The organism is Streptomyces sp. RK62 (genome assembly GCF_018070255.1).
GTDB classification, from domain to species: domain Bacteria; phylum Actinomycetota; class Actinomycetes; order Streptomycetales; family Streptomycetaceae; genus Streptomyces; species Streptomyces nigra.
Map to the genome: position 1 here is coordinate 193,856 of NZ_JAGPYD010000007.1, position 21,313 is coordinate 215,168.

At 69.2% G+C, this 21,313-nt stretch carries 15 protein-coding genes; 12 read left to right on the forward strand and 3 right to left on the reverse strand.

Annotated elements, in window-relative coordinates; genetic code table 11:
* The first annotated feature begins 29 nt into the window (after positions 1 to 29).
* Positions 30 to 1,061, forward strand: coding sequence for an alanine racemase (locus tag KBY32_RS15485; protein ID WP_055621038.1), 1,032 nt, complete (start codon positions 30 to 32; stop codon positions 1,059 to 1,061).
* A gap of 81 nt (positions 1,062 to 1,142) precedes the next feature.
* Here KBY32_RS15485 and KBY32_RS15490 read toward each other — a convergent pair whose 3' ends face one another.
* Entirely contained in the window at positions 1,143 to 2,645 is a 1,503-nt protein-coding gene (locus tag KBY32_RS15490) for a glycosyltransferase family 87 protein (RefSeq protein ID WP_210980452.1), read from the reverse strand.
* A gap of 267 nt (positions 2,646 to 2,912) precedes the next feature.
* Positions 2,913 to 5,525, reverse strand: coding sequence for a transglycosylase domain-containing protein (locus tag KBY32_RS15495; protein WP_210980453.1), 2,613 nt, complete (start codon positions 5,523 to 5,525; stop codon positions 2,913 to 2,915).
* Between the two features lie 351 nt (positions 5,526 to 5,876).
* Between KBY32_RS15495 and KBY32_RS15500 the strand changes: the two genes are divergently transcribed.
* The 4 genes from KBY32_RS15500 (at position 5,877) to KBY32_RS15515 (ending at position 9,683) form a co-directional block, all read left to right on the forward strand.
* Positions 5,877 to 6,560 carry a PadR family transcriptional regulator gene (locus KBY32_RS15500; RefSeq protein ID WP_055621041.1) on the forward strand — a complete coding sequence of 228 codons (684 nt, stop codon included), beginning with the start codon at positions 5,877 to 5,879 and terminating at the stop codon, positions 6,558 to 6,560.
* 43 nt (positions 6,561 to 6,603) lie between these two features.
* Positions 6,604 to 7,686 carry an inositol-3-phosphate synthase gene (locus KBY32_RS15505; protein ID WP_055621042.1) on the forward strand — a complete coding sequence of 361 codons (1,083 nt, stop codon included), beginning with the start codon at positions 6,604 to 6,606 and terminating at the stop codon, positions 7,684 to 7,686.
* A gap of 121 nt (positions 7,687 to 7,807) precedes the next feature.
* The gene (locus KBY32_RS15510; protein ID WP_210980454.1) at positions 7,808 to 9,085 is read left to right on the forward strand and encodes an MFS transporter; all 1,278 of its coding nucleotides are present in this window, start codon (positions 7,808 to 7,810) and stop codon (positions 9,083 to 9,085) included.
* Between the two features lie 109 nt (positions 9,086 to 9,194).
* On the forward strand, positions 9,195 to 9,683 hold the full coding sequence (locus KBY32_RS15515) for a hypothetical protein (RefSeq protein ID WP_210980455.1): 489 nt from the start codon (positions 9,195 to 9,197) through the stop codon (positions 9,681 to 9,683).
* A gap of 121 nt (positions 9,684 to 9,804) precedes the next feature.
* Here the strand turns inward: KBY32_RS15515 and KBY32_RS15520 are convergent, their stop codons facing one another.
* Entirely contained in the window at positions 9,805 to 11,247 is a 1,443-nt protein-coding gene (locus KBY32_RS15520; RefSeq protein WP_210980456.1) for a CCA tRNA nucleotidyltransferase, read from the reverse strand.
* 279 nt (positions 11,248 to 11,526) lie between these two features.
* On the opposite strand from KBY32_RS15520, the gene KBY32_RS15525 reads away from it, so the two are divergent.
* The 7 genes from KBY32_RS15525 to trxA all read left to right on the forward strand — a co-directional run bounded on the left by KBY32_RS15525 (position 11,527) and on the right by trxA (position 21,267).
* Positions 11,527 to 13,932, forward strand: coding sequence for a DUF6049 family protein (locus KBY32_RS15525; protein WP_210980457.1), 2,406 nt, complete (start codon positions 11,527 to 11,529; stop codon positions 13,930 to 13,932).
* A 45-nt stretch (positions 13,933 to 13,977) separates the two neighbouring features.
* Positions 13,978 to 16,221: a murein biosynthesis integral membrane protein MurJ gene (gene murJ, locus KBY32_RS15530; protein WP_210980458.1), complete on the forward strand. Its 2,244-nt coding sequence runs from the start codon at positions 13,978 to 13,980 to the stop codon at positions 16,219 to 16,221.
* 136 nt (positions 16,222 to 16,357) lie between these two features.
* Positions 16,358 to 18,082, forward strand: coding sequence for a protein kinase family protein (locus KBY32_RS15535; protein ID WP_210980459.1), 1,725 nt, complete (start codon positions 16,358 to 16,360; stop codon positions 18,080 to 18,082).
* A gap of 25 nt (positions 18,083 to 18,107) precedes the next feature.
* A complete protein-coding gene (gene sigM / locus KBY32_RS15540; RefSeq protein WP_210980460.1) occupies positions 18,108 to 18,845 on the forward strand; it encodes an RNA polymerase sigma factor SigM in 738 nt (245 codons plus the stop codon).
* Complete coding sequence (locus tag KBY32_RS15545; RefSeq protein ID WP_210980461.1) at positions 18,842 to 19,756, forward strand: anti-sigma factor; 915 nt, start codon at positions 18,842 to 18,844, stop codon at positions 19,754 to 19,756. The genes sigM and KBY32_RS15545 overlap by 4 nt, the downstream gene beginning before the upstream one ends.
* A gap of 169 nt (positions 19,757 to 19,925) precedes the next feature.
* Entirely contained in the window at positions 19,926 to 20,894 is a 969-nt protein-coding gene (gene trxB / locus KBY32_RS15550; RefSeq protein WP_055621051.1) for a thioredoxin-disulfide reductase, read from the forward strand.
* A 40-nt stretch (positions 20,895 to 20,934) separates the two neighbouring features.
* Positions 20,935 to 21,267, forward strand: coding sequence for a thioredoxin (trxA, locus tag KBY32_RS15555; RefSeq protein WP_055621052.1), 333 nt, complete (start codon positions 20,935 to 20,937; stop codon positions 21,265 to 21,267).
* Positions 21,268 to 21,313 lie beyond the last annotated feature (46 nt).

The window sequence follows — 21,313 nt, forward strand, 5'->3', positions numbered from 1 at the left end:
CAGCCACGAGAAAGGTTCCAGGTCCGGCCATGGCGCTCACGCTCTACGTCGACACCGCGCGCTGGCGGGCGCACCACAAGCACGTGCAGGAGCAGTTCCCGGGCCTCGTGCCCGTCTGCAAGGGCAACGGCTACGGGTTCGGGCACGAGCGGCTGGCGGAGGAGGCCACCCGGCTGGGCTCCGACATCCTCGCGGTCGGCACGACGTACGAGGCCGCGCGCATCAAGGACTGGTTCGGCGGGGACCTGCTGGTACTGACGCCGTACCGCCGCGGTGAGGAGCCGGTGCCGCTGCCGGACCGCGTCATCCGCTCGGTGTCGTCGGTGGACGGCGTGTACGGCCTCGTGGGCGCCCGCGTCGTCATCGAGGTGATGTCCTCGATGAAGCGGCACGGAGTGAGCGAGCACGAGCTGTCCCAGCTGCACGCCGCCATAGAGAACGTCCGGCTGGAGGGCTTCGCCATCCACCTGCCGCTCGACCGCACGGACGGCTCGGACGCCGTCGAGGAGGTCATCGGCTGGATGGACCGGCTGCGGGCGGCCCGGTTGCCGCTGCACACGATGTTCGTCAGCCACCTCAAGGCCGAGGAACTGGCCCGTCTGCAGCAGCAGTTCCCGCAGACGCGCTTCCGCGCCCGGATCGGCACCCGACTGTGGCTGGGGGACCACGACGCCACCGAGTACCGCGGCGCCGTCCTGGACGTCACACGCGTCTCCAAGGGCGACCGGTTCGGCTACCGCCAGCAGAAGACGGCCTCCGACGGCTTCCTGGTGGTCGTGGCGGGCGGTACGTCGCACGGGGTGGGCCTGGAGGCCCCGAAGGCGCTGCACGGCGTCATGCCACGCGCCAAGGGCGTCGCCCGCGCCGGCCTCGCCACGGTGAACCGGAACCTCTCGCCCTTCGTGTGGGGCGGCAAGCAGCGCTGGTTCGCGGAGCCCCCGCACATGCAGGTCTCGATCCTCTTCGTACCGTCGGACGCGCCCGAGCCGAAGGTCGGTGACGAGCTGGTCGCCCATCTGCGGCACACCACCACGCAGTTCGACCGCATCGTCGACCGCTGAGTCGAGACCCTCGAGCGACGAAAGGCCGTACACGGACCTCCGTGTACGGCCTTCCGCGTAGTACGCCCGCCCCGTGTTCGCTCAGAGCGAACCGTCGACGGCCTTCCGGTCGCCCCAGGCCACCTGCGGGCCCTCCTCGTCATGGGCGGCATGGCGTGGCGGATGGGCCGCCGCTCCGAACACGTGCACGTCCTCCGCCCGGTCGAGGACACCGCCCGACGGATCGTCCTCGCCGCCCCTGCGCACCGGGTCGCGCTCGGGCATGAGGATGTCCCGCACGACGACGGCGACCAGGTACAGGGTGCCGAGCAGGTGCAGGCCGATGGCCCAGTGGTAGCCGTCGGGCGGCAGACCCTTGTGGGCGTCCCCGCTGGTCGTGTACGCGAGGTACATCCAGATACCGAGGAAGTACGCCACCTCGCAGGCCTGCCAGATGAGGATGTCCCGCCACCTGGGCCGGGCCAGCGCGGCCAGCGGCACCAGCCACAGGACGTACTGCGGCGAGTAGACCTTGTTGGTGAGGATGAACGCCGCGACGATCAGGAAGGCCAGCTGGGCGAAGCGCGGCCGGCGCGGCGCGGTGAGCGCGAGCGCCGCGACCCCGGCACAGCACAGCAGCATCAGCAGCGTGGCGAGGGTGTTGACGGTCTCGGTGCTCAGCGGGTCCATGGAGTTCTGGACGAGGATCAGCCAGAAGGAGCCGAAGTCGACGCCCCTCTCCTGGCTGAACCGGTAGAACTGCGACCACCCGTCCCAGGCCAGCAGCATGACCGGGAGATTGACGACCAGCCAGGCGAGCGCGGTACCGCCCAAGGCCCGCCCGAAGTCGCGCCACTTGGCCGCGCGCCAGCACAGCACGAAGAGGGCACCGAGCAGGAAGACGGGATACAGCTTGGCGGCGGTGGCCAGGCCCAGCAGGATCCCGAAGGCGAGTGGGCGGCCACGCGACCACATCAGCATCGCCGCCGCCGTCAGGGCCACGGCCAGCAGATCCCAGTTGATGGTCGCCGTCAACGCGAAGGCGGGCGCCAGGGCGACGAGCAGCGCGTCCCAGGGCCGCCGCCGGTGGGTGCGGGTCACGCACACGGCGATGACCGCGGCGCACACCATCAGCATCCCGGCGTTGACCATCCAGTACCACTGCTCCTGGTCCTGGATGCTGCCGCTGCCCGAGGTGAGCCAGGACGCGACCTCCATGAAGACGCCGGTCAGGACCGGGTACTCCAGGTACTGCATGTCGCCGGGCAGCTTGTCGAAGTACGGCACCAGCCCGTCGGCGAAGCCCCGCCCCTGGTACAGGTGCGGGATGTCCGAGTAGCAGGCGTGCGTGTACTGGGAGCTGGCCCCGAAGAACCAGGCGCCGTTGTAGCAGGGCGCCTTCTGGACCAGGCCGAGCGCGAACATGCCGATGGCCACCAGCGCGATGATCCGTACCGGCGTCCACCAGGACGTCCCGAGCAGGGCGCGCCGGCCGATCGGGCCACCGATCAGTTCACTGCCACGCGCGGCGACCTCGTCCTCCCTGGTCGGCCGCACCTGATCCGGCTCATGCGCGCTCATGGGCGTCGTCTCTGCACTGGACATGGGGCACATCCTGCCGCACGTGCCGAAGAACAGGCTCGGGAAGCCGGGGCGCGACCGCTGACTGTTTCACGTGAAACCGACGTTTCACGTGAAACAGGGATCCGTCGCAGTGTGCTGGGCTCCGGCGTCCCGACACAGGGACCGCCATCGACACAGGCACCGCTCCTAGAGCCCCTGCATGGCCGTGAGAGCGCCAAAAGCCGGTGGCCGGCATCCGATCCCTCGGATGCCGGCCACCGGCCTTCTCGTCGCGGTTGAGCCCTTCGGTCAGCCTTCCGGCCGGCCGAAGATGCCTCCGGCGCCGTTGTTGCCGCCGTTATTGCCTCCGCCGCTGTCGTCCGTCTCCGTCTCGGTGGCCGTCGGTGACGACGTCACGCCCCCGTCGGAGCCTCCGTTCTGACCGCCACTGTCGTCCTCACAGCGGAAGTCGAACGGGCGGCAGGTGCTCGTCGGAGTCGGGGTCAGCGAGGGTGTGTCGGACGGGGTCGGCGTCTCGGACGGAGTCTCCTCGACCGTCTCGGTGGGCGTGGGCGTCGCCGTCGGCGAGGGAGTGTCGTTGACGATCTCACCGATGGGCTCGGCATCCGGGAACGGCTCCGGCGTGCCGTAGCTCTTCATGGCCTCGGACATGTAGTCCTTCCAGACCTCCGCCGGGATGTCACCACCGTGGATCGAGGAGACGCCACCGGTGCCGTTCATGGAGAGCAGCTTGCCCTTGTCGGGATCCGTCCGGAACAGCGTCACGGCCGTCGACAGCTCGCGGGTGTAGCCGACGAACCACGCCGACTTGTTCTCGTCGGTCGTACCGGTCTTGCCGGCCACGGGGAACCCGATGTCGGCGACCTTCTTGCCGGTGCCGTTCTTGACCACGTTCTCGAGGACGTCCGTCACGTTGTTCGCGACGTTCTCGTCCATCGCGGTTTCCTTCTCCGGCGTCTCGAAGCCCTTGAGGGGCTCACCGTCCTTGATCACCTTGGTGACGGAGTAGGGCTCGTAGTGGATGCCGTCGTTGGCGAAGCTTCCGTACGCGTCCGCCATGCGGATCGCGCTCGGGGTCGAGGTGCCGAGCGAGAACGACACGTTCTTGATGTTGGCCTGGTCGAAGGAGCTGGCCGGGATGCCCATGTCCTGGGCGAGTTCCTGAGTGTTGGCGAGACCCACGTCGATGCCCAGCTGGGCGAACGGGCTGTTGATCGACTGCTCCATGGCCTTGCGGAGTGTGACCATGCCCCAAGCCTTGGTGCCCTCGTTCTTCTGACGGAACGGCTTGTCGCCGTCCGGGATCGGGTCGCCGTTCCTGTCCTTGATGACGAGGAGGTCGTTGCCGTTGTACCGGGCCATCGGCGACAAGGGTTCGCCGTCGGTCTCGTACGTCCCGTACTTCATCGCGGCCGCCAGCACGATGGGCTTCCACGTCGATCCGACCGGTACACCCAGGGTGTTGGCGTTGTTGGAGTAGTGCCCCTTGTTGTAACCCGCGCCACCGTAGATCGCGACGATCGCTCCGGTCTTGGGGTCGACAGACGCGCCACCGAACTGGACGTACTTGTCCTTCTCCCGCTTCTTCGGGTCGAGGAAGCTCTTCTCCGTCTTGTCGACGGCGGCCGCCAGCTCGTTGACCTTGTCCTTGTCGAAGGTCGTGTAGATCCGATAGCCGCCCTTCTCCAGGTCCTCCGGGGACAGGCCCGCCTTCTTCGCCACGTACTCCTTGGCGAGGTCGATGAGGTAACCCGTCTGACCGGACAGGTTGGAGCTCTGCTTCTTCAGCTTGGGGAAGGCGCCGACCTTGGCCTGGTCGGCCTGCGTCATGCGCCCCACCTCGACCATGCGGCCCTGGATCCACGACCAGCGTTCCTTGACCCGCTTGGTGTTCGCCTTCGCCGTGGCGTTGGCGCCCACACCGCCGTCGGGGTTGTAGAAGTTCGGGCCCTTGAGGACCGAGGCCAGAAAGATGCTCTGCGACGGCTTGAGCTTCTTGGCGTCCACGCCGAAGTACGCCTGAGCGGCGGCTTGGATGCCGTAGGCGTTGCGGCCGTAGTAGGCGGTGTTGAGGTAACCAGCGAGGATCTCGTCCTTCGACATCTTCTGGTTGACCTTGATGGAGATGAACAGCTCTTTGAACTTCCGGGAGAGCGTCTGCTCCTGGCTCAGGTACGTGTTCTTCACGTACTGCTGGGTGATCGTCGAACCACCCTGCGTCTCGCCACCCTTGGCCATGTTGAAGAGCGCGCGGCCGATACCCGCCGGGTCGATGCCCTTGTCCTCGTAGAAGGTCGCGTTCTCGGCGGAGACCACCGCGTCCTTGATCTCCCTCGGGATCTCCGCGTCGCTCACCAGCTGACGGTTCGTCTGGCCACCGGTCGCGGCCATCTGCTTGCCGTTGGACCAGTAGAAGACGTTGTTCTGGGCGAGGGCCGTGTCCTGGGCCTTCGGGATGCCGACCATGGCGTATCCGATGCCCGCGGCCGCGACCAGACCTCCCATGAAGGTGAGGAAGAGGCCCGTCACGAGCCTCCAGGACGGCATCCATCGCGCCGCGCCGTACTTGCCGGCGCGCGGATAGTCGATGAACCGCTTCTCCGCGGGTGGTGCCGAACGTCCCCTGCCCGGGGCCGCGCGACGGCCCCCCCTTGCCGGTTCCGCCGCCCTGCGGCGGCTTCCACTGCTTCTCTGGGCCGCGCGTCGCGCCTCGGCGCGGCCGCCGTACAGACGGTCCTCGCCTCCTGATCCGGTGGCACCCGACCCGTACGGGTCGGAAGGAGATCCGGTGGCGCCTCGCGGTGCCGCACGGCGGCCGGTGGACGAGCCGGACTGGCCGCGTCGGGCCGCGGCACGTCCGCCTCCCTGCGGCTGCGGCGGTTTGCGACGGTGCTCGCTCATCGAACGACTACTCCTCGGGCAGGCGCACCCCTGCGCGCCTGGCAACGGCGGCTGTTTTCCGGTCCCCCCGACATACGGATGTGAGCGGTTTCGCATTCATCCGTACTGCACCAAGGACGACGACGTCCTCTGGCGTCACTTGGTTCCCGGTGCTGTGCATGGCGCACAGACTACGCACCGTCAAAGTGCTCGCGACCCCGAACTTCACCCCAAATCAGGCAAGTCGCTCGACACGATTCGACGATGTGATCCCGTTCACCATTTCTCCACTTGTCGCTTCCGGAAGGCCGTTCTATCGTGCTGATGTATCGAGTCGATACATCAGCGAGAGATAAGGCGAGGAGGCGAGGGATGAGTCGGCGTTCCGGGATCCTCGAGTTCGCCGTCCTCGGACTGCTCCGCGAGTCCCCCATGCACGGCTACGAGCTGCGCAAACGACTCAATACGTCACTGGGAGTGTTCCGCGCCTTCAGCTACGGCACCCTCTACCCCTGCCTCAAGACGCTGGTCGCCAACGGCTGGTTGATCGAGGAGCCGGGGAGCACCACCGAGGACGCCCTCGCCGCACCACTCACGGGGCGCCGGGCCAAAATCGTCTACCGGTTGACGGCGGAAGGTAAGGAGCACTTCGAGGAGCTGCTCTCGCAGACCGGTCCCGACGCGTACGAGGACGAGCATTTCGCTGCCCGATTCGCCTTCTTCGGACGCACCCCGCAGGACGTACGCATGCGCGTACTCGAGGGCCGCCGGAGCCGGCTGGAGGAGCGCCTGGAGAAGATGCGCGCCTCCTTGGCCCGCACCCGGGAGCGCCTCGACGACTACACGCTTGAGCTCCAGCGCCACGGGATGGAGTCCGTGGAGCGCGAAGTGCGCTGGCTGAACGAGCTCATCGAGAGCGAGCGGGCCGGGCGGGACCTGAAGGGTTCCGCCTCCGGGGAGCCCGACTCGCCGGACACCACACATGGAACGCCGGGCGGCCTGCCCCGGCCGGGAGACACCTCCCGACCGGATACGCCCGACGACACCGCCACGTGAGATCCACTCAGGACCTCACTCGTACACACAGGGAGCAACCGGAATGGGTTCGGTTCGCGTAGCCGTCGTCGGCGTGGGCAACTGCGCCGCGTCGCTGGTTCAGGGAGTCGAGTACTACAAGGACGCCGACCCGGCGTCCAAGGTCCCCGGCCTGATGCACGTGCAGTTCGGCGACTACCACGTCCGCGACGTCGAGTTCGTCGCCGCGTTCGACGTCGACGCGAAGAAGGTCGGCCTCGACCTCGCGGACGCCATCGGCGCCAGCGAGAACAACACCATCAAGATCTGCGACGTGCCGCGCACCGGCGTGACCGTCCAGCGCGGCCACACCCTCGACGGCCTCGGCAAGTACTACCGCGAGACGATCGAGGAGTCCGCCGAGGCCCCGGTCGACGTCGTCCAGGTCCTCAAGGACAAGCAGGTCGACGTTCTGGTCTGCTACCTGCCCGTGGGCTCCGAGGACGCGGCGAAGTTCTACGCCCAGTGCGCCATCGACGCCAAGGTCGCCTTCGTCAACGCCCTCCCGGTCTTCATCGCCGGCACCAAGGAGTGGGCGGACAAGTTCACCGAGGCGGGCGTCCCGATCGTCGGCGACGACATCAAGTCCCAGGTCGGCGCCACCATCACGCACCGCGTCATGGCGAAGCTGTTCGAGGACCGCGGTGTCGTCCTGGACCGCACGATGCAGCTGAACGTCGGCGGCAACATGGACTTCAAGAACATGCTCGAGCGCGACCGCCTCGAGTCGAAGAAGATCTCGAAGACCCAGGCCGTCACCTCGCAGATCCCCGACCGCGAGCTCGGCGAGAAGAACGTCCACATCGGCCCGTCCGACTACGTGGCCTGGCTCGACGACCGCAAGTGGGCCTACGTCCGCCTCGAGGGCCGTGCCTTCGGTGACGTTCCGCTGAACCTGGAGTACAAGCTCGAGGTCTGGGACTCCCCGAACTCCGCCGGTGTCATCATCGACGCCCTGCGCGCCGCGAAGATCGCCAAGGACCGCGGTATCGGCGGCCCGATCCTCTCCGCGTCGAGCTACTTCATGAAGTCCCCGCCGGTCCAGTACTTCGACGACCAGGCCCGGGAGAACGTCGAGAAGTTCATCAAGGGCGAGGTCGAGCGCTAAGCACGCCCGACGGCGGCACCGCGCCCCGAGCGCGCGGTGCCGCACCGGAACGCTCCTGCCAGAGCTGATGAGGGTCCCTGGGTCGTCCCGGGGGCCCTCGCCGTATGTGAGGCTGTGCCCCATGTCCGTCGTACGTGACCTGCGGGTCCTCTGGCGCTTCCGGGACTTCCGGCGCCTGCTCGCCGTACGCCTGTTCTCGCAGGGTGCCGACGGCGTCTACCAGACCGCTCTCGCCACATACGTCGTCTTCTCACCGGAGAAGCAGAGCTCCGCCGGCGCGATCGCCGCCGCGATGGCGGTCCTGCTCCTGCCGTACTCCCTCGTGGGCCCCTTCTCCGGTGCCCTGCTGGACCGTTGGCGCCGCCGCCAGGTCCTTCTGTACGGCAGCCTGCTGCGCACCCTGCTGGCGTCGGTCACGGCCGTGCTCATCGTCGCCGACGTGCCCGACTGGCTGTTCTACGTCTCCGCCCTGTGCGTGACCGCGGTCAACCGCTTCGTCCTGTCCGGGCTGTCCGCCGCGCTGCCCCGGGTCGTCGACGGCGAGCGGCTGGTGGTCGCCAACTCCCTGTCGCCGACCGCCGGGACGCTCGCCGCGACCGCCGGTGCCGGTCTGGCCTTCGTGGTCCGGCTGGCGGTGTGGGACTCGGACGCCGCCGTGGTCCTCTTCGGGGCGGCCCTGTATCTGTGCGCGGGGCTGATGGCCCTGCGGATGGCACCGCAACTGCTCGGGCCCGATCCCGAGTTGGTACGCCCGCGTCTCTCCTCGGCGCTCTCCGGCACCGCGCGCGATCTGGCGGCCGCCGTACGCCATCTCTCCGCCCCGCCGCGCCGGGAGGCCGCGTGCGCGCTGCTGGCGATGACCCTGATGCGCTTCTGCTACGGCGCCCTGCTGGTCACCCTGCTGATGCTGTGCCGGTACGCCTTCACCTCGGACACGGAGGACGGACTCGCCCTGCTGGGCGTGGCGTTGGGTCTCTCCGGCGCCGGTTTCTTCACGGCGGCCGTGGTGACACCCGCTGCCGCGGGACGACTCGGCCCGGGGCGCTGGATCGCCGTCTGCGCGGGCGTCGCCGGCGTCCTGGTACCCGCCCTCGGGCTGCCCTTCGCCACCGTCCCCATGCTGGTCGCGGCCTTCGTCCTGGGCGTGACGACGCAGGGCGCGAAGATCGCGACGGACACCGTGGTGCAGTCCTCGGTCGACGACGGCTTCCGCGGCCGGACCTTCTCCGTCTACGACGTCCTGTTCAACGTCGCGTTCGTCGGCGCCGCGGCCGTGGCAGCCCTGATCCTGCCCCCGGACGGCCGCTCGGCTCCGCTCATTGTCACGGTCGCCGTCGTCTACTCGGCGGTTGCTGTCGCTATGGCCCACTTTGAGAGGCGCTCAGTGTCACGGCAATGACACAGAGCCACTCCCGGGTGGGGAATTGTCAGTGGGGGCCGGTAGCTTACGTGCGTCTTACATCGCGCATAGCTCGCGATCAGCACCCATGTTCTAGGGGGACCCCCAAGTGTCGACTCCGCCGTCTCAGGGCAATCCATTCGCCCAGGGCCAGAACCCGTACGCCCAGGCTCCGCAGGGCCAGGCTCCGTACCCTCAGCAGCCGGGCGCTCCGGGCGTTCCCCCGCAGGGCGGCGCCCCTTACGCTCCCATCCCGCCGGAGCAGCCCCGTCGCAAGGTCAGCTTCAAGACGATCAAGAACGTCCTCGTGGGCGTGGGCGTCGTCGTGGCGATCGTCGTCGGTGTCATAACGAGCATGGACGACGCGGACAAGGCTGAGGTGGGCGACTGCCTGAAGTCCGCCTCCTCGTCGAGCGACGAGATGGAGGTCGTCGACTGCACCTCCTCGGACGCCGAGGCCAAGGTACTGAAGAAGATCGACGGCACCTACACCTCGTTCACTGCCGAGACGGCGTGCCGCAAGGTCAACGGTGCGACGAGCTTCTACGCGCAGACCGGTGACGGCGACAACTTCCTGCTGTGCCTGTCGGACGTCTGATCTGAGCTTCACGCACTGAGGGGCGATGTTTCACGTGAAACATCGCCCCTCAGTGCCTCCTGAATGGGTCCTCAGCCGGTCCTCGGCTGTGTTTCACGTGAAACACAGCCTCTCCCGGACCTCAGTCCTGTGCGGCCCACCACTCCTTGAGTGCCGCCACCGCCGCGTCGTGATCCATCGGCCCGTTCTCCAGCCGAAGCTCCAGCATGTGCTGGTACGCCTTGCCGACGACCGGCCCCGGACCGACCCCGAGGATCTGCATGATCTCGTTGCCGTCGAGATCCGGGCGGATGGAGTCGAGCTCCTCCTGCTCCTGAAGCTGAGCGATGCGCTCCTCCAGGCCGTCGTAGGCGCGGGAGAGCGCGGCCGCCTTGCGCTTGTTCCGGGTGGTGCAGTCCGAGCGGGTCAGCTTGTGAAGGCGATCCAGCAGCGGGCCGGCGTCCCGGACGTAACGGCGGACCGCCGAGTCCGTCCACTCCCCGGTGCCATAGCCGTGGAAGCGCAGGTGGAGCTCGACCAGGCGCGAGACGTCCCTCACGAGCTCGTTGGAGTACTTCAGCGCCGTCATGCGCTTCTTCGTCATTTTCGCGCCGACCACCTCGTGGTGGTGGAACGAGACTCGGCCGTCCTTCTCGAAGCGGCGCGTCCGCGGCTTGCCGATGTCGTGCAGCAGCGCCGCCAGGCGGAGGGTCAGGTCGGGACCGTTCTCCTCGAGGTCCATCGCCTGCTCCAGCACGATCAGCGTGTGCTCGTAGACGTCCTTGTGCCGGTGGTGCTCGTCGCTCTCCAGCCGCAGCGCCGGAAGCTCGGGCAGCACATGGTCGGCCAGCCCGGTGTCGACCAGCAGGGTCAGACCCTTGCGGGGGTGTGAGGAGAGGATCAGCTTGTTCAGCTCGTCCCGGACCCGCTCCGCGGAGACGATCTCGATGCGTCCGGCCATGTCGGCCATGGCCGCCACGACCTCGGGCGCCACCTCGAAGTCCAGCTGGGCCGCGAAGCGCGCCGCGCGCATCATGCGCAGCGGATCGTCCGAGAACGACTCCTCTGGGGTGCCGGGCGTCCGCAGGACCCGCTCGGCGAGATCCTCGAGTCCTCCGTGCGGGTCGATGAACTCCTTCTCCGGCAGGGCGACCGCCATCGCGTTCACGGTGAAGTCACGCCGGACGAGATCCTGCTCGATGGAGTCGCCGTACGACACCTCGGGCTTGCGCGAGGTCCGGTCGTACGCCTCCGACCGGTACGTCGTCACCTCGATCTGGTAGCCGTCCTTCTGCGCCCCGACCGTGCCGAACGCGATCCCGACCTCCCACACCGCGTCCGCCCAGGGGCGCACGATCTTCAGCACGTCCTCGGGACGGGCGTCGGTGGTGAAGTCGAGGTCGTTGCCGAGCCGGCCGAGCAGCGCGTCCCGTACCGATCCGCCGACCAGGGCGAGGGAGAACCCGGCCTCCTGGAATCGGCGGGCGAGATCGTCGGCGACGGGCGCGACCCGCAGCAGTTCACTGACCGCGCGGTGCTGCGCCTCGCTCAGGGCGCTGGGCTTGTCTTCGTTGGCGTTCGGCACAACAGAAGAGGGTACGTGGCCCGGGCGGGCGACCGCTCCCTGCCCGGCGCGCCCTCGGCTCTCCGAGAGGGGCACGGACACCTCCGTCGATACAGGCACAAGATCTGCTCTTGCCCCGTACGAAATCCCTCCCCTTTATACGGGCACATACCTGACAGAACGGCCGCCAGAAGCGATCTTGCTGAGGGAGACCGCGGCACTTCCCCTCAGCGCGCATCGTTACCATGCCTGGACGCACATTCCGACGACCACTGACGACGACTAGGGACGGACGAGCGCGTGGCCGAGGCGGCAGACTTCCAGGGGACCAGTCCCTCACCTGCCCGCCGGTGGCTGCGGCGCACCGGGGCACTGCTCGCCGGCGCGCCTCTGCTGGCCGGTCTGCTCCAGCTGCCCTCCTCGTCGGCACAGGCGGCCCCGCAGGGCTCCCTGAGCGCCGCCTCGGGCCCCGGATCGGTCGATGTGGCTGTGGATTCCCTCACCCCCGGCGTCCCCGGAGAGGGCGACACCGTCACGGTCACCGGCACGGTGACCAACAGGGGGAAGCGGACGGTCACCGACGCCCAGGTGGACCTGCGTCTGGGCCAGCCGGTGGCCACCCGCTCGGCCATCGACACGATCTCCCGACGCACCACCTACCAGCCCGGCCTCGACGGCGACCCGGTGGGCGGGAAGTACGTCAAGGAGTTCGCCAAGCTGGCCCCGGGCATCTCCCAGCGCTTCAGCATCGCGGTGCCCGTCGACAAGCTGGACCTCGACCAGGCGGGCGTCTACCAGCTCTCCGTGTCGCTGTCCGGCGAGACGTCGGCCCAGCCCTGGCCGCAGGTGCTCGGCATCCAGCGCACGTTCCTGCCGTGGCAGCCCGACGAGGCCGAGACCAAGACGCGGACGACCGTGCTGTGGCCGCTGATCTCGACGTCGCACATGACGGCCGAGACCGGCTCTGACGAGTCGCAGACACCCGTCTTCCACGACGACGACCTCGCCAAGGAGCTCGCCCCCGGAGGCCGCCTCCAGCAGATGGTGGCGCTCGGCAAGGAACTCGACGTCACCTGGGTGATCGACCCCGACCTGCTCGCCACCGTCGACGCGATGACGGAGAGCTACGGCATCCAGGGCGAGGGCGACACGACGACGCCCGGCACCCACCAGGGCGTCGCCAAGCAGTGGCTCTCCGACCTGCAGCAGGCCGTCCAGGACAAGGAGGTCGTCGCCCTGCCCTTCGGCGACCCCGACCTGGCCTCCCTCGCGCACAACGGCACGAGCGTCACGGGGTCCCTGAACCACTACAAGGAGGCGACCGACGTCGCCGGGGACACCGTCGAGTCGATCCTCCACGTGGAACCGGCGACTGACTTCGCCTGGCCCGTGGACGGCGCCGTCGACCCCTCGATCGTGAAGGTCGCCACCTCCGCCGGCGCGGACAAGGTGATCGCCCGCAGCGACAGCCTGGCGGAGGACAACAGCCTCCCGTACACCCCGTCGGCCGCCCGCCCGATCGGCGGCGGCACCAGCGCGGTCGTCGCGGACGCCCGCCTGTCGACCCTGTTCCAGGGCAATCTGACCCGGGCCTCGACCTCGACGCTCGCGGTGCAGCGGTTCCTGGCGCAGAGCCTGACCCTGAACCTCCAGACCGGCAAGCAGCGCAACATCGTCGTCGCCCCGCAGCGCATGCCGACCGCGAGCCAGGCCCAGACCATGGCGCAGGCCGTCCGGGCGCTGCAGGACGGCTCGTGGTCGCAGGCACAGGACCTCACGGCGACCGCCTCGGCCAAGCCGGACGCGTCCGCCACCACACGGGTCCCGGCGGCCTCCAAGTACCCCTCCGCCCTGCGCAAGCGGGAGCTGCCCAGGGGCGCCTTCGCGCAGATCGCCACCACGCAGGACAAGCTCGACCGGTTCAAGGTCATCCTCACCAACCAGTCCCGCGTCGTGACCCCCTTCGGGCGGGCCATGAACCGGATGATGTCGACGTCGTGGCGCGGCCGCGCGGGCGCCGCCGCGGACTTCCGCAACGGTGTGGAGGCGTACGTCGACTCCCTCGCCGGCCAGGTCACGCTGATCGACAAGTCCGAGACCAAGCTGTCCGGACGCAGCGCCACGATCCCCGTCACCGTGAAGAACAACCTGGTGCAGGGGGTCGACCACCTGGTCCTGCGGCTCAGGTCGACCGCTCCGAGGCGCCTCGAGATCGGCGGCGAGTCCTACGAGGAGCAGGAGGTCGCGGTCTCCGGCGGCCACAGCCAGACGGTGAAGTTCACGGCGTCGGCGCAGGCCAACGGCAAGGCGACGGTGATCGCGCAGCTGTACACCGAGGACGGCCGGGCGTACGGCGACCCGGTCAAGTTCGACGTTAAGGTCACCGAGTTCACGGCCACCGTGATGCTGGTCATCGGCGGCGGATTCCTGCTGCTGGTGCTCGCCGGGTTCCGTATGTACACGCAGCGCAAGCGCGCGGCGGCCCGTGCGGCCGCGGAGGACGGGGCCGAGGAGACGAACCCGTCCGAGGACGATACGGAGAACCCGGAGGGCCCTGCGGAACGTCTCACGGACGAGGACCTCGCCGAGGAGGAGCCGGGCGACGGAGCCCGGGCAGGCGCCTCCGAGCAGCCGAGTGACCCGACCCCGGACACCGCAGCGGAAAGCGCCGACCCGTCCGGCACGGGTGAGAGAGTGGACCGTTGAGCGAAGTCGTGGCCGGTGGGCCCGGGACGATGAGGTGGGGTAGCCATGAACGCGCCGTACGACGGTGACCGCGGCCAGGCCGCGGGCAGCTCGGGGCACCCCGAGGGCCCGCCGCCCGAGCATGGCCAGGTACCGCCGCAGCACCCCCCGGACATGTACCTCCAGGACGCCTACGACCAGGACCCCTACCAGGGGCAGGACATCACCGCCCAGGACCCGGTCGCCGAGGCGCTGTACGACCGTGCCGCGCACCCGCCGCCCCCGCCGGGCACCTACCAGCCGCAGCAGCCGCTCTACTCCCAGCCGCCGCAGTCGCCGTACGCCCCCGACCCGAACGTGTGGGCGCAGACGCCGGCACCGGAGCCGGAGGGCCCGACCCAGTACCTGCCGTACGGGGACGACCCCCGCACGACCCAGTACGTCGGCGTCGACGATCTCGTCTCGCACTCGGCGGAGGAGCGTCCGGAGCACGACGCCTTCGCGCACCTCTTCCGGGACCAGCAGCAGGGCGGCGGCCCGCAGCAGTACCAGCCGACGACGGTCCCCGGCCCGTCCCCCGCGCCCGCCCCGGGCACCCAGCAGACGGCCGCACCGGCCGCCGCACCCGGGAACGACGAGCCGGCGCCCGCTCCGGCCCCCGCGCCCGTCGCCAAGAAGGGCGGCCGCGTCGGCGGTCTGCTGAAGTCGAGCGCGGTCATGGCGGCCGGCACCATGGTGTCCCGCCTCACCGGGTTCATCCGGTCGATGCTGATCGTCTCGGCCCTCGGCCTCGGTCTGCTCGGCGACTCCTTCCAGGTCGCCTACCAGCTGCCGACGATGATCTACATCCTGACCGTCGGCGGTGGCCTCAACTCGGTCTTCGTCCCGCAGCTCGTCCGCGCCATGAAGGACGACGAGGACGGCGGCGAGGCGTACGCGAACCGTCTGCTGACCCTCGTCATGGTCGCGCTCGCCGCCCTCACGGCGCTGGCGATGCTCGGGGCGCCCGTGCTGGTGAGCGCGCTGTCGACCAATGTCGCCGACGACCCCGCCGCCAACGAGGTGGCCGTCACCTTCACGCGCTACTTCCTGCCCTCGATCTTCTTCATGGGCGTCCACGTCGTCATGGGGCAGATCCTCAACGCCCGCGGCCGCTTCGGCGCCATGATGTGGACCCCGGTCCTGAACAACGTCGTCATCATCGTGACGCTCGGCATGTTCCTGTGGGTGTACGGCACCGCCGAGCGCTCCGGGATGTCCGTCACGAGCATCCCGCCGGAGGGCCAGCGGCTCCTCGGCATCGGCATCCTGCTCGGCCTGGTGGTCCAGTCCCTCGCCATGATCCCGTACCTGCGGGAGACGGGCTTCCGGATGCGGCTGCGCTTCGACTGGCGGGGCCACGGCCTCGGCAAGGCCGCCATGCTCGCCAAGTGGACGATCCTGTTCGTCCTGGCCAACCAGGCCGGCGCCCTCGTCGTCACCCAGCTGTCCACCGCGGCCGGTATCGCGTCCGGCGACGAAGGCACCGGCTTCGCCGCCTACGCCAACGCCCAGCTCATCTGGGGTCTGCCGCAGGCCATCATCACCGTCTCCCTGATGGCCGCCCTGCTGCCCCGCATCTCCCGCTCGGCCGCCGAGGACGACGCCGGCGCGGTCCGCGACGACATCTCGCAGGGGTTGCGCACCACCGCGGTGGCGATCGTGCCGCTGGCCTTCGGCTTCGTGGCGCTCGGCATCCCGATGTGCACCCTGATGTTCGGCTCGTCCGGCGCCGACCAGGCCACGAACATGGGCTTCATGCTGATGGCCTTCGGCCTCGGCCTGATCCCCTACTCGGTGCAGTACGTCGTCCTGCGCGCCTTCTACGCGTACGAGGACACCCGCACCCCCTTCTACAACACGGTCATCGTCGCCGCCTGCAACGCCGCCGCCTCGGGCCTCTGCTACCTCGTCCTGCCCGCCCGCTGGGCCGTGGTGGGCATGGCGGCCTCCTACGGCCTGGCGTACGGAATCGGCGTCGGGGTGGCCTGGCGGCGGCTGCGGCTGAAGCTCGGCGGCGATCTGGACGGCTCCCGTGTGACGCGGACCTACGCGCGGCTCTGCATCGCGTCGGTCCCGGCGGCGCTGCTCAGCGGCGCGGCCTGCTACGGCATCACCCAGGCCCTCGGCCAGGGTGTCGTCGGCTCGCTCACCGCCGTCCTGGCCGGTGGGGTGGTCCTGCTCGGGGTCTTCTTCGTGGCCGCCCGGCGGATGCGTATCGAGGAACTGAACTCGCTCGTCGGCATGGTCCGCGGGCGCCTGGGTCGCTGAGGTGGGGGTAGGCGCACAACCATCGTCCGTCATCGTGTGTCGTGCATAGCGGCGGACTGTGGGCACAATTGGTTCGGCGTCGGACGGCGCGCACGAGGTGTGGCGGCGCGCATTGAATGGGGAGGCTGGAACGACGGTGGCGGAACGGAGCACGGCTGCCGTCGACGTGGCAGACAACAGCGGTGACGAGCCGCTGACCGCTCAGGCGGACGAGTCGTCCACGGCCGACGGGGTGGCCACGAATCGGGAGCGGGGCACGGACATCGACGAGGCACAGGGGAGTGGCGGGACCGACGGTCCCGGGAAGGCCTCGGCGCCCGAGCTGCACAGCGGTCACAAGCTCGCCAGCCGCTACCGCTTGGAGGAGTGCGTCACCCGTCTGGACGGTTTCAGCAGCTGGCGTGCCGTCGACGAGAAACTGCGCCGCGCCGTCGGCGTCCACATCCTGCCCGCGGATCACGCGCGCGCCCGGGCCGTGCTGGCCGCGGCCCGCTCGTCCGCGCTGCTCGGCGACCCCCGCTTCGTCCAGGTCCTCGACGCCGTCGAGGAGGACGACGTCGTCTACGTCGTCCACGAATGGCTGCCCGACGCCACGGAGCTGACGGCCCTCCTCGCCGCTGGCCCGCTGGAGGTGTACGACGCCTACCAGATGGTCACGCAGGTGGCCGCCGCCATGGCCGCCGCACACCGTGAGGGCCTGGCCCATCTGCGCCTCAACCCGAACGCCGTACTGCGCACCTCGACCGGGCAGTGGCGCATCCGCGGTCTCGCGGTCAACGCCGCGCTGCGCGGCATCAGCTCCGACACCCCGCAGCGCGCCGACACCGAGGCCATCGGCGCCCTGCTGTACGCCTGCCTCACCCAGCGCTGGCCCTACGAGAGCGACGCCTACGGCCTGTCCGGACTCCCCAAGGACGTCGGACTGATCGCCCCGGACCAGGTGCGGGCCGGCGTGCACCGCGGGCTGTCCGAGCTCGCCATGCGCGCGCTCGCCAACGACGGCGCCACCGCCTCCCGCCACGAGGCCGCCTGCACCACTCCGGAGGAGCTGGTTAAGGCCATCGGCGAGATGCCCCGCATCCGCCCGCCGGAGCCCGCGTTCACGGCCCCGCCGGACTACCAGCGCACCACCTACCAGCAGGGCACCTACGGCCGTCCGGCGCCGCGTCCCGGCGTCACCCAGCCGGTGCCCACCCCGCCGCCCCCGCTGCAGAGCCGTACCGGCAAGGCCCTCAAGTGGGCCGTCTCGGCCCTCCTGATCGCCGCCCTGGGTCTCGGCAGCTGGCAGCTGGCCGACGCCCTCATGGACCGCGGCAAGCAGTCCGACGACCCCAACCGGACGCAGACGACGGACGAAGGCGACAAGAACAGCGGCAAGAACAAGCCGTCCAAGCCGCTCGCGATCGCCGGCGCCCAGGAGTACGTGGCCGAGGGCGACGCGCAGCACCCCAACGACGTGGACCTGACGCACGACAACAACGCGTCGACGGGATGGCGGACCAACAGCTACAAGGACGGTCCGAAGATAGTGATCAAGCCCGGCGTCGGCATCGTCTACGACCTCGGCTCCAAGAAGGAGCTCTCGGCCGCGACGCTGTCCCTCCGGTACGGCGGCGATCACACCACCGTGAAGCTGTACGCCACCGACACGCTCGACTCGTCCACCCCGCTGAGCTCGATGAAGGAGCTGGGCCAGGCGACGACGAGCGGTAACTCCGCGAAGGTGACCGTCGAGAAGCCGGTCAAGAGCCGCTTTGTGCTGGTGTGGCTGACCGCGATGCCGTACTCCGGCGCCGACTCCGCCAACTACAGTCAGCCTGGATACAAGCAGGCCATCACCGAAGTGAAGTTCACCGGCTGACTGCGTCCCAGGGGAGGGGGTCCGCGTGACAGATCGCACCGCTCACGGCGACGCGAGCGATCAGGACCTCCTCGCCCTGCACGTGGCCGGGGATCCCGACGCCTTCGGTGAGATCGTGCGGCGCCACCGCGACCGTCTCTGGGCGGTGGCCCTGCGCACGCTGGGGGACCGCGAGGAGGCCGCCGACGCCGTCCAGGACGCCCTCGTCTCCGCCTACCGGGCCGCCCACACCTTCCGGGGCCAGTCGGCCGTCACGACCTGGCTGCACCGGATCACGGTGAACGCCTGCCTGGACCGCGCCCGCAAGGCCGCCTCGCGCAAGACATCGCCGGTCGACGACACCGAGCGCCTCGAGCAGCTCCTGGAGCCGCACGAGTCGGCCTCTGCTCCCGCCGAGCGCAACGATCTGCACCGCCAGCTCCTGGAAGCCCTCGGCACCCTGCCCCCCGACCAGCGGGCGGCCCTCGTCCTCGTGGACATGCAGGGCTACCCCGTCGCGGAGGCGGCCCGGGTCCTGGACGTCCCCACCGGAACGGTGAAGAGCCGCTGTGCGCGGGGCAGAGCCCGGCTGCTGCCTCTGCTCGCCCATCTACGGCCCGAGCGCGGGGCCGCCGGAAAGGATCCGGGCGAGAGGCGGAACCGGACGCAGGGGACATCCGTCCCACCGGCAGCGGGTCCACGTGCCACGGGTCAGGACACGGAGCCACGCGACAACGGTCCGAGTGATTCAGCCGCAGTGAAGGGCGGAGGTGGGCGAGCGTGACATCCAAGACGGGCAAGGCCGGGCACCCGGACGTCACCGAGATCTCCGACCTCACCGAGGGCCTGCTCTCTCCGTCCCGGGCCGCCGACATAGAGCGACACCTGGAGGACTGCGAGCTCTGCGCGGACGTCCGTGAGTCGCTGGAGGAGATCCAGGGACTGCTCGGCTCGGTGCCGGTCCCGTCACGGATGCCCGACGATGTGGCCGAACGCATCGACGCCGCTCTAGCCGCCGAGTCGCTGACTCGCTCGGCCGCGACGGAGAATCCGGCGGAGCCGGCGCCGAGCGAGAAGGCCGGCGCGGACATCGCCGACTCTCATGTTTCACGTGAAACATCGCCCACCGTGGACCGTCCGGCGGGCCATCCGCGCTCGTCGACCACCGGCCCCGGCCGCAAGGGCCGGAAGAGGGCGGGGAACCGCAAGGTGGCCCTGGGCGCCGCCTTTACGGCCGTGGGACTGGGACTCGGCTCTGTGCTGCTGGTCTTCGCGGTGAACGGCGGAGGTTCCAGCCCCACTGCGGGAGGGGACCACACAGCGTCCGACACCTTCTCCGCGGACAAGCTGGAGGGCAAGGTCGCGGACCTCCTCGACAAGACAGCGCAGTCCGGACCGGCCTCCCGTAATCCCAACCGAAGCATGGGTGTGGAAGGCGGCGCGGACACCAAGAGGCCGCGGGTCCTGCGGGAGATCAACGTGCCGGAGTGCGTCCAGAAGGGCATCGGCCGCGACGACAGCGCACTCGCCGCTGAGGAAGGCGTCTACAAGGGCAAGGACGCGTTGCTCGTCGTCCTCCCGGATGCCTCCGATGTCACGCGGGTCACCGCTTATCTGATGGACGCGACCTGTGTGAAGCACCCGACGACGAGCAAGGCCCAGGTTCTTCTGACCGAGTCCTACGCGCGTTCCTGAACGCCCGGCGATTGGTCGACCTCAGGCATGGCAACCCGTAGAGGGGGCATCACCGTGTGCCCTGACACAGCGGGAATGCGCGCCCCTTAGGATCCGTTGGGTGGGGTGAGAGCTTCCAAGGGAGTTCTCACCGGTCCGACGACGTATTCCAGAGACGAGGAATCAAGCCGTGAGCGACGTCCGAAACGTGATCATCATCGGCTCCGGGCCCGCCGGCTACACGGCGGCGCTCTACACCGCGCGCGCGTCGCTGAAGCCGCTGGTGTTCGAGGGCGCCGTCACTGCCGGTGGTGCGCTCATGAACACCACCGAGGTGGAGAACTTCCCGGGCTTCCAGGACGGCATCATGGGCCCCGAGCTCATGGACAACATGCGCTCCCAGGCCGAGCGCTTCGGCGCCGAGCTGGTTCCGGACGACATCGTCAACGTCGATCTGACCGGTGAGATCAAGACCGTCACCGACACCGCCGGCACCGTCCACAGGGCGAAGGCCGTCATCGTCGCGACCGGTTCGCAGCACCGCAAGCTCGGCCTGCCGAACGAGGACGCCCTCTCCGGCCGTGGCGTGTCCTGGTGTGCCACCTGTGACGGGTTCTTCTTCAAGGACCAGGACATCGCCGTCATCGGCGGTGGCGACACCGCGATGGAAGAGGCCACCTTCCTCTCCCGCTTCGCCAAGTCCGTGACGATCGTGCACCGCCGCGACACCCTGCGCGCCTCCAAGGCGATGCAGGACCGCGCCTTCGCCGACCCGAAGATCAAGTTCGTCTGGGACAGCGAAGTGGCCGAGGTCCAGGGTGAGCAGAAGCTCTCCGGCCTCAAGCTGCGCAACGTCAAGACCGGCGAGCTCTCGGACCTGGCGGTCACCGGCCTCTTCATCGCGATCGGCCACGACCCGCGCACCGAGCTGTTCAAGGGCCAGCTGGAGCTGGACGGGGAGGGCTACCTCAAGGTCGACGCCCCCTCCACCCGCACCAACGTGTCTGGCGTCTTCGCCGCCGGTGACGTCGTGGACCACACCTACCGCCAGGCCATCACCGCGGCCGGCACCGGTTGTTCCGCCGCCCTGGACGCCGAGCGCTTCCTCGCCGCCCTGGCGGACGAGGAACAGGCCGAGCCCGAGAAGACCGCAGTCTGAACCTCACCCGCCCCACGCATCACTAGTTAAGGAGCCCGCAGTGGCCGGCACCCTGAAGACCGTGACCGACGAATCCTTCGAGCAGGACGTCCTCAAGAGCGACAAGCCCGTCCTGGTGGACTTCTGGGCCGCCTGGTGCGGTCCGTGCCGCCAGATCGCTCCTTCCCTCGAGGCGATCGCCGCCGAGTACGGCGACAAGATCGAGATCGTCAAGCTGAACATTGACGAGAACCCGGGTACGGCCGCCAAGTACGGCGTCATGTCCATCCCGACGCTGAACGTCTACCAGAACGGCGAGGTCGCCAAGACCATCGTCGGTGCGAAGCCGAAGGCCGCGATCGTCCGCGACCTCGAGGACTTCATCGCTGAGTGATGTTTCACGTGAAACACGAATGGGCCAGCCCCTCGGGGTTGGCCCA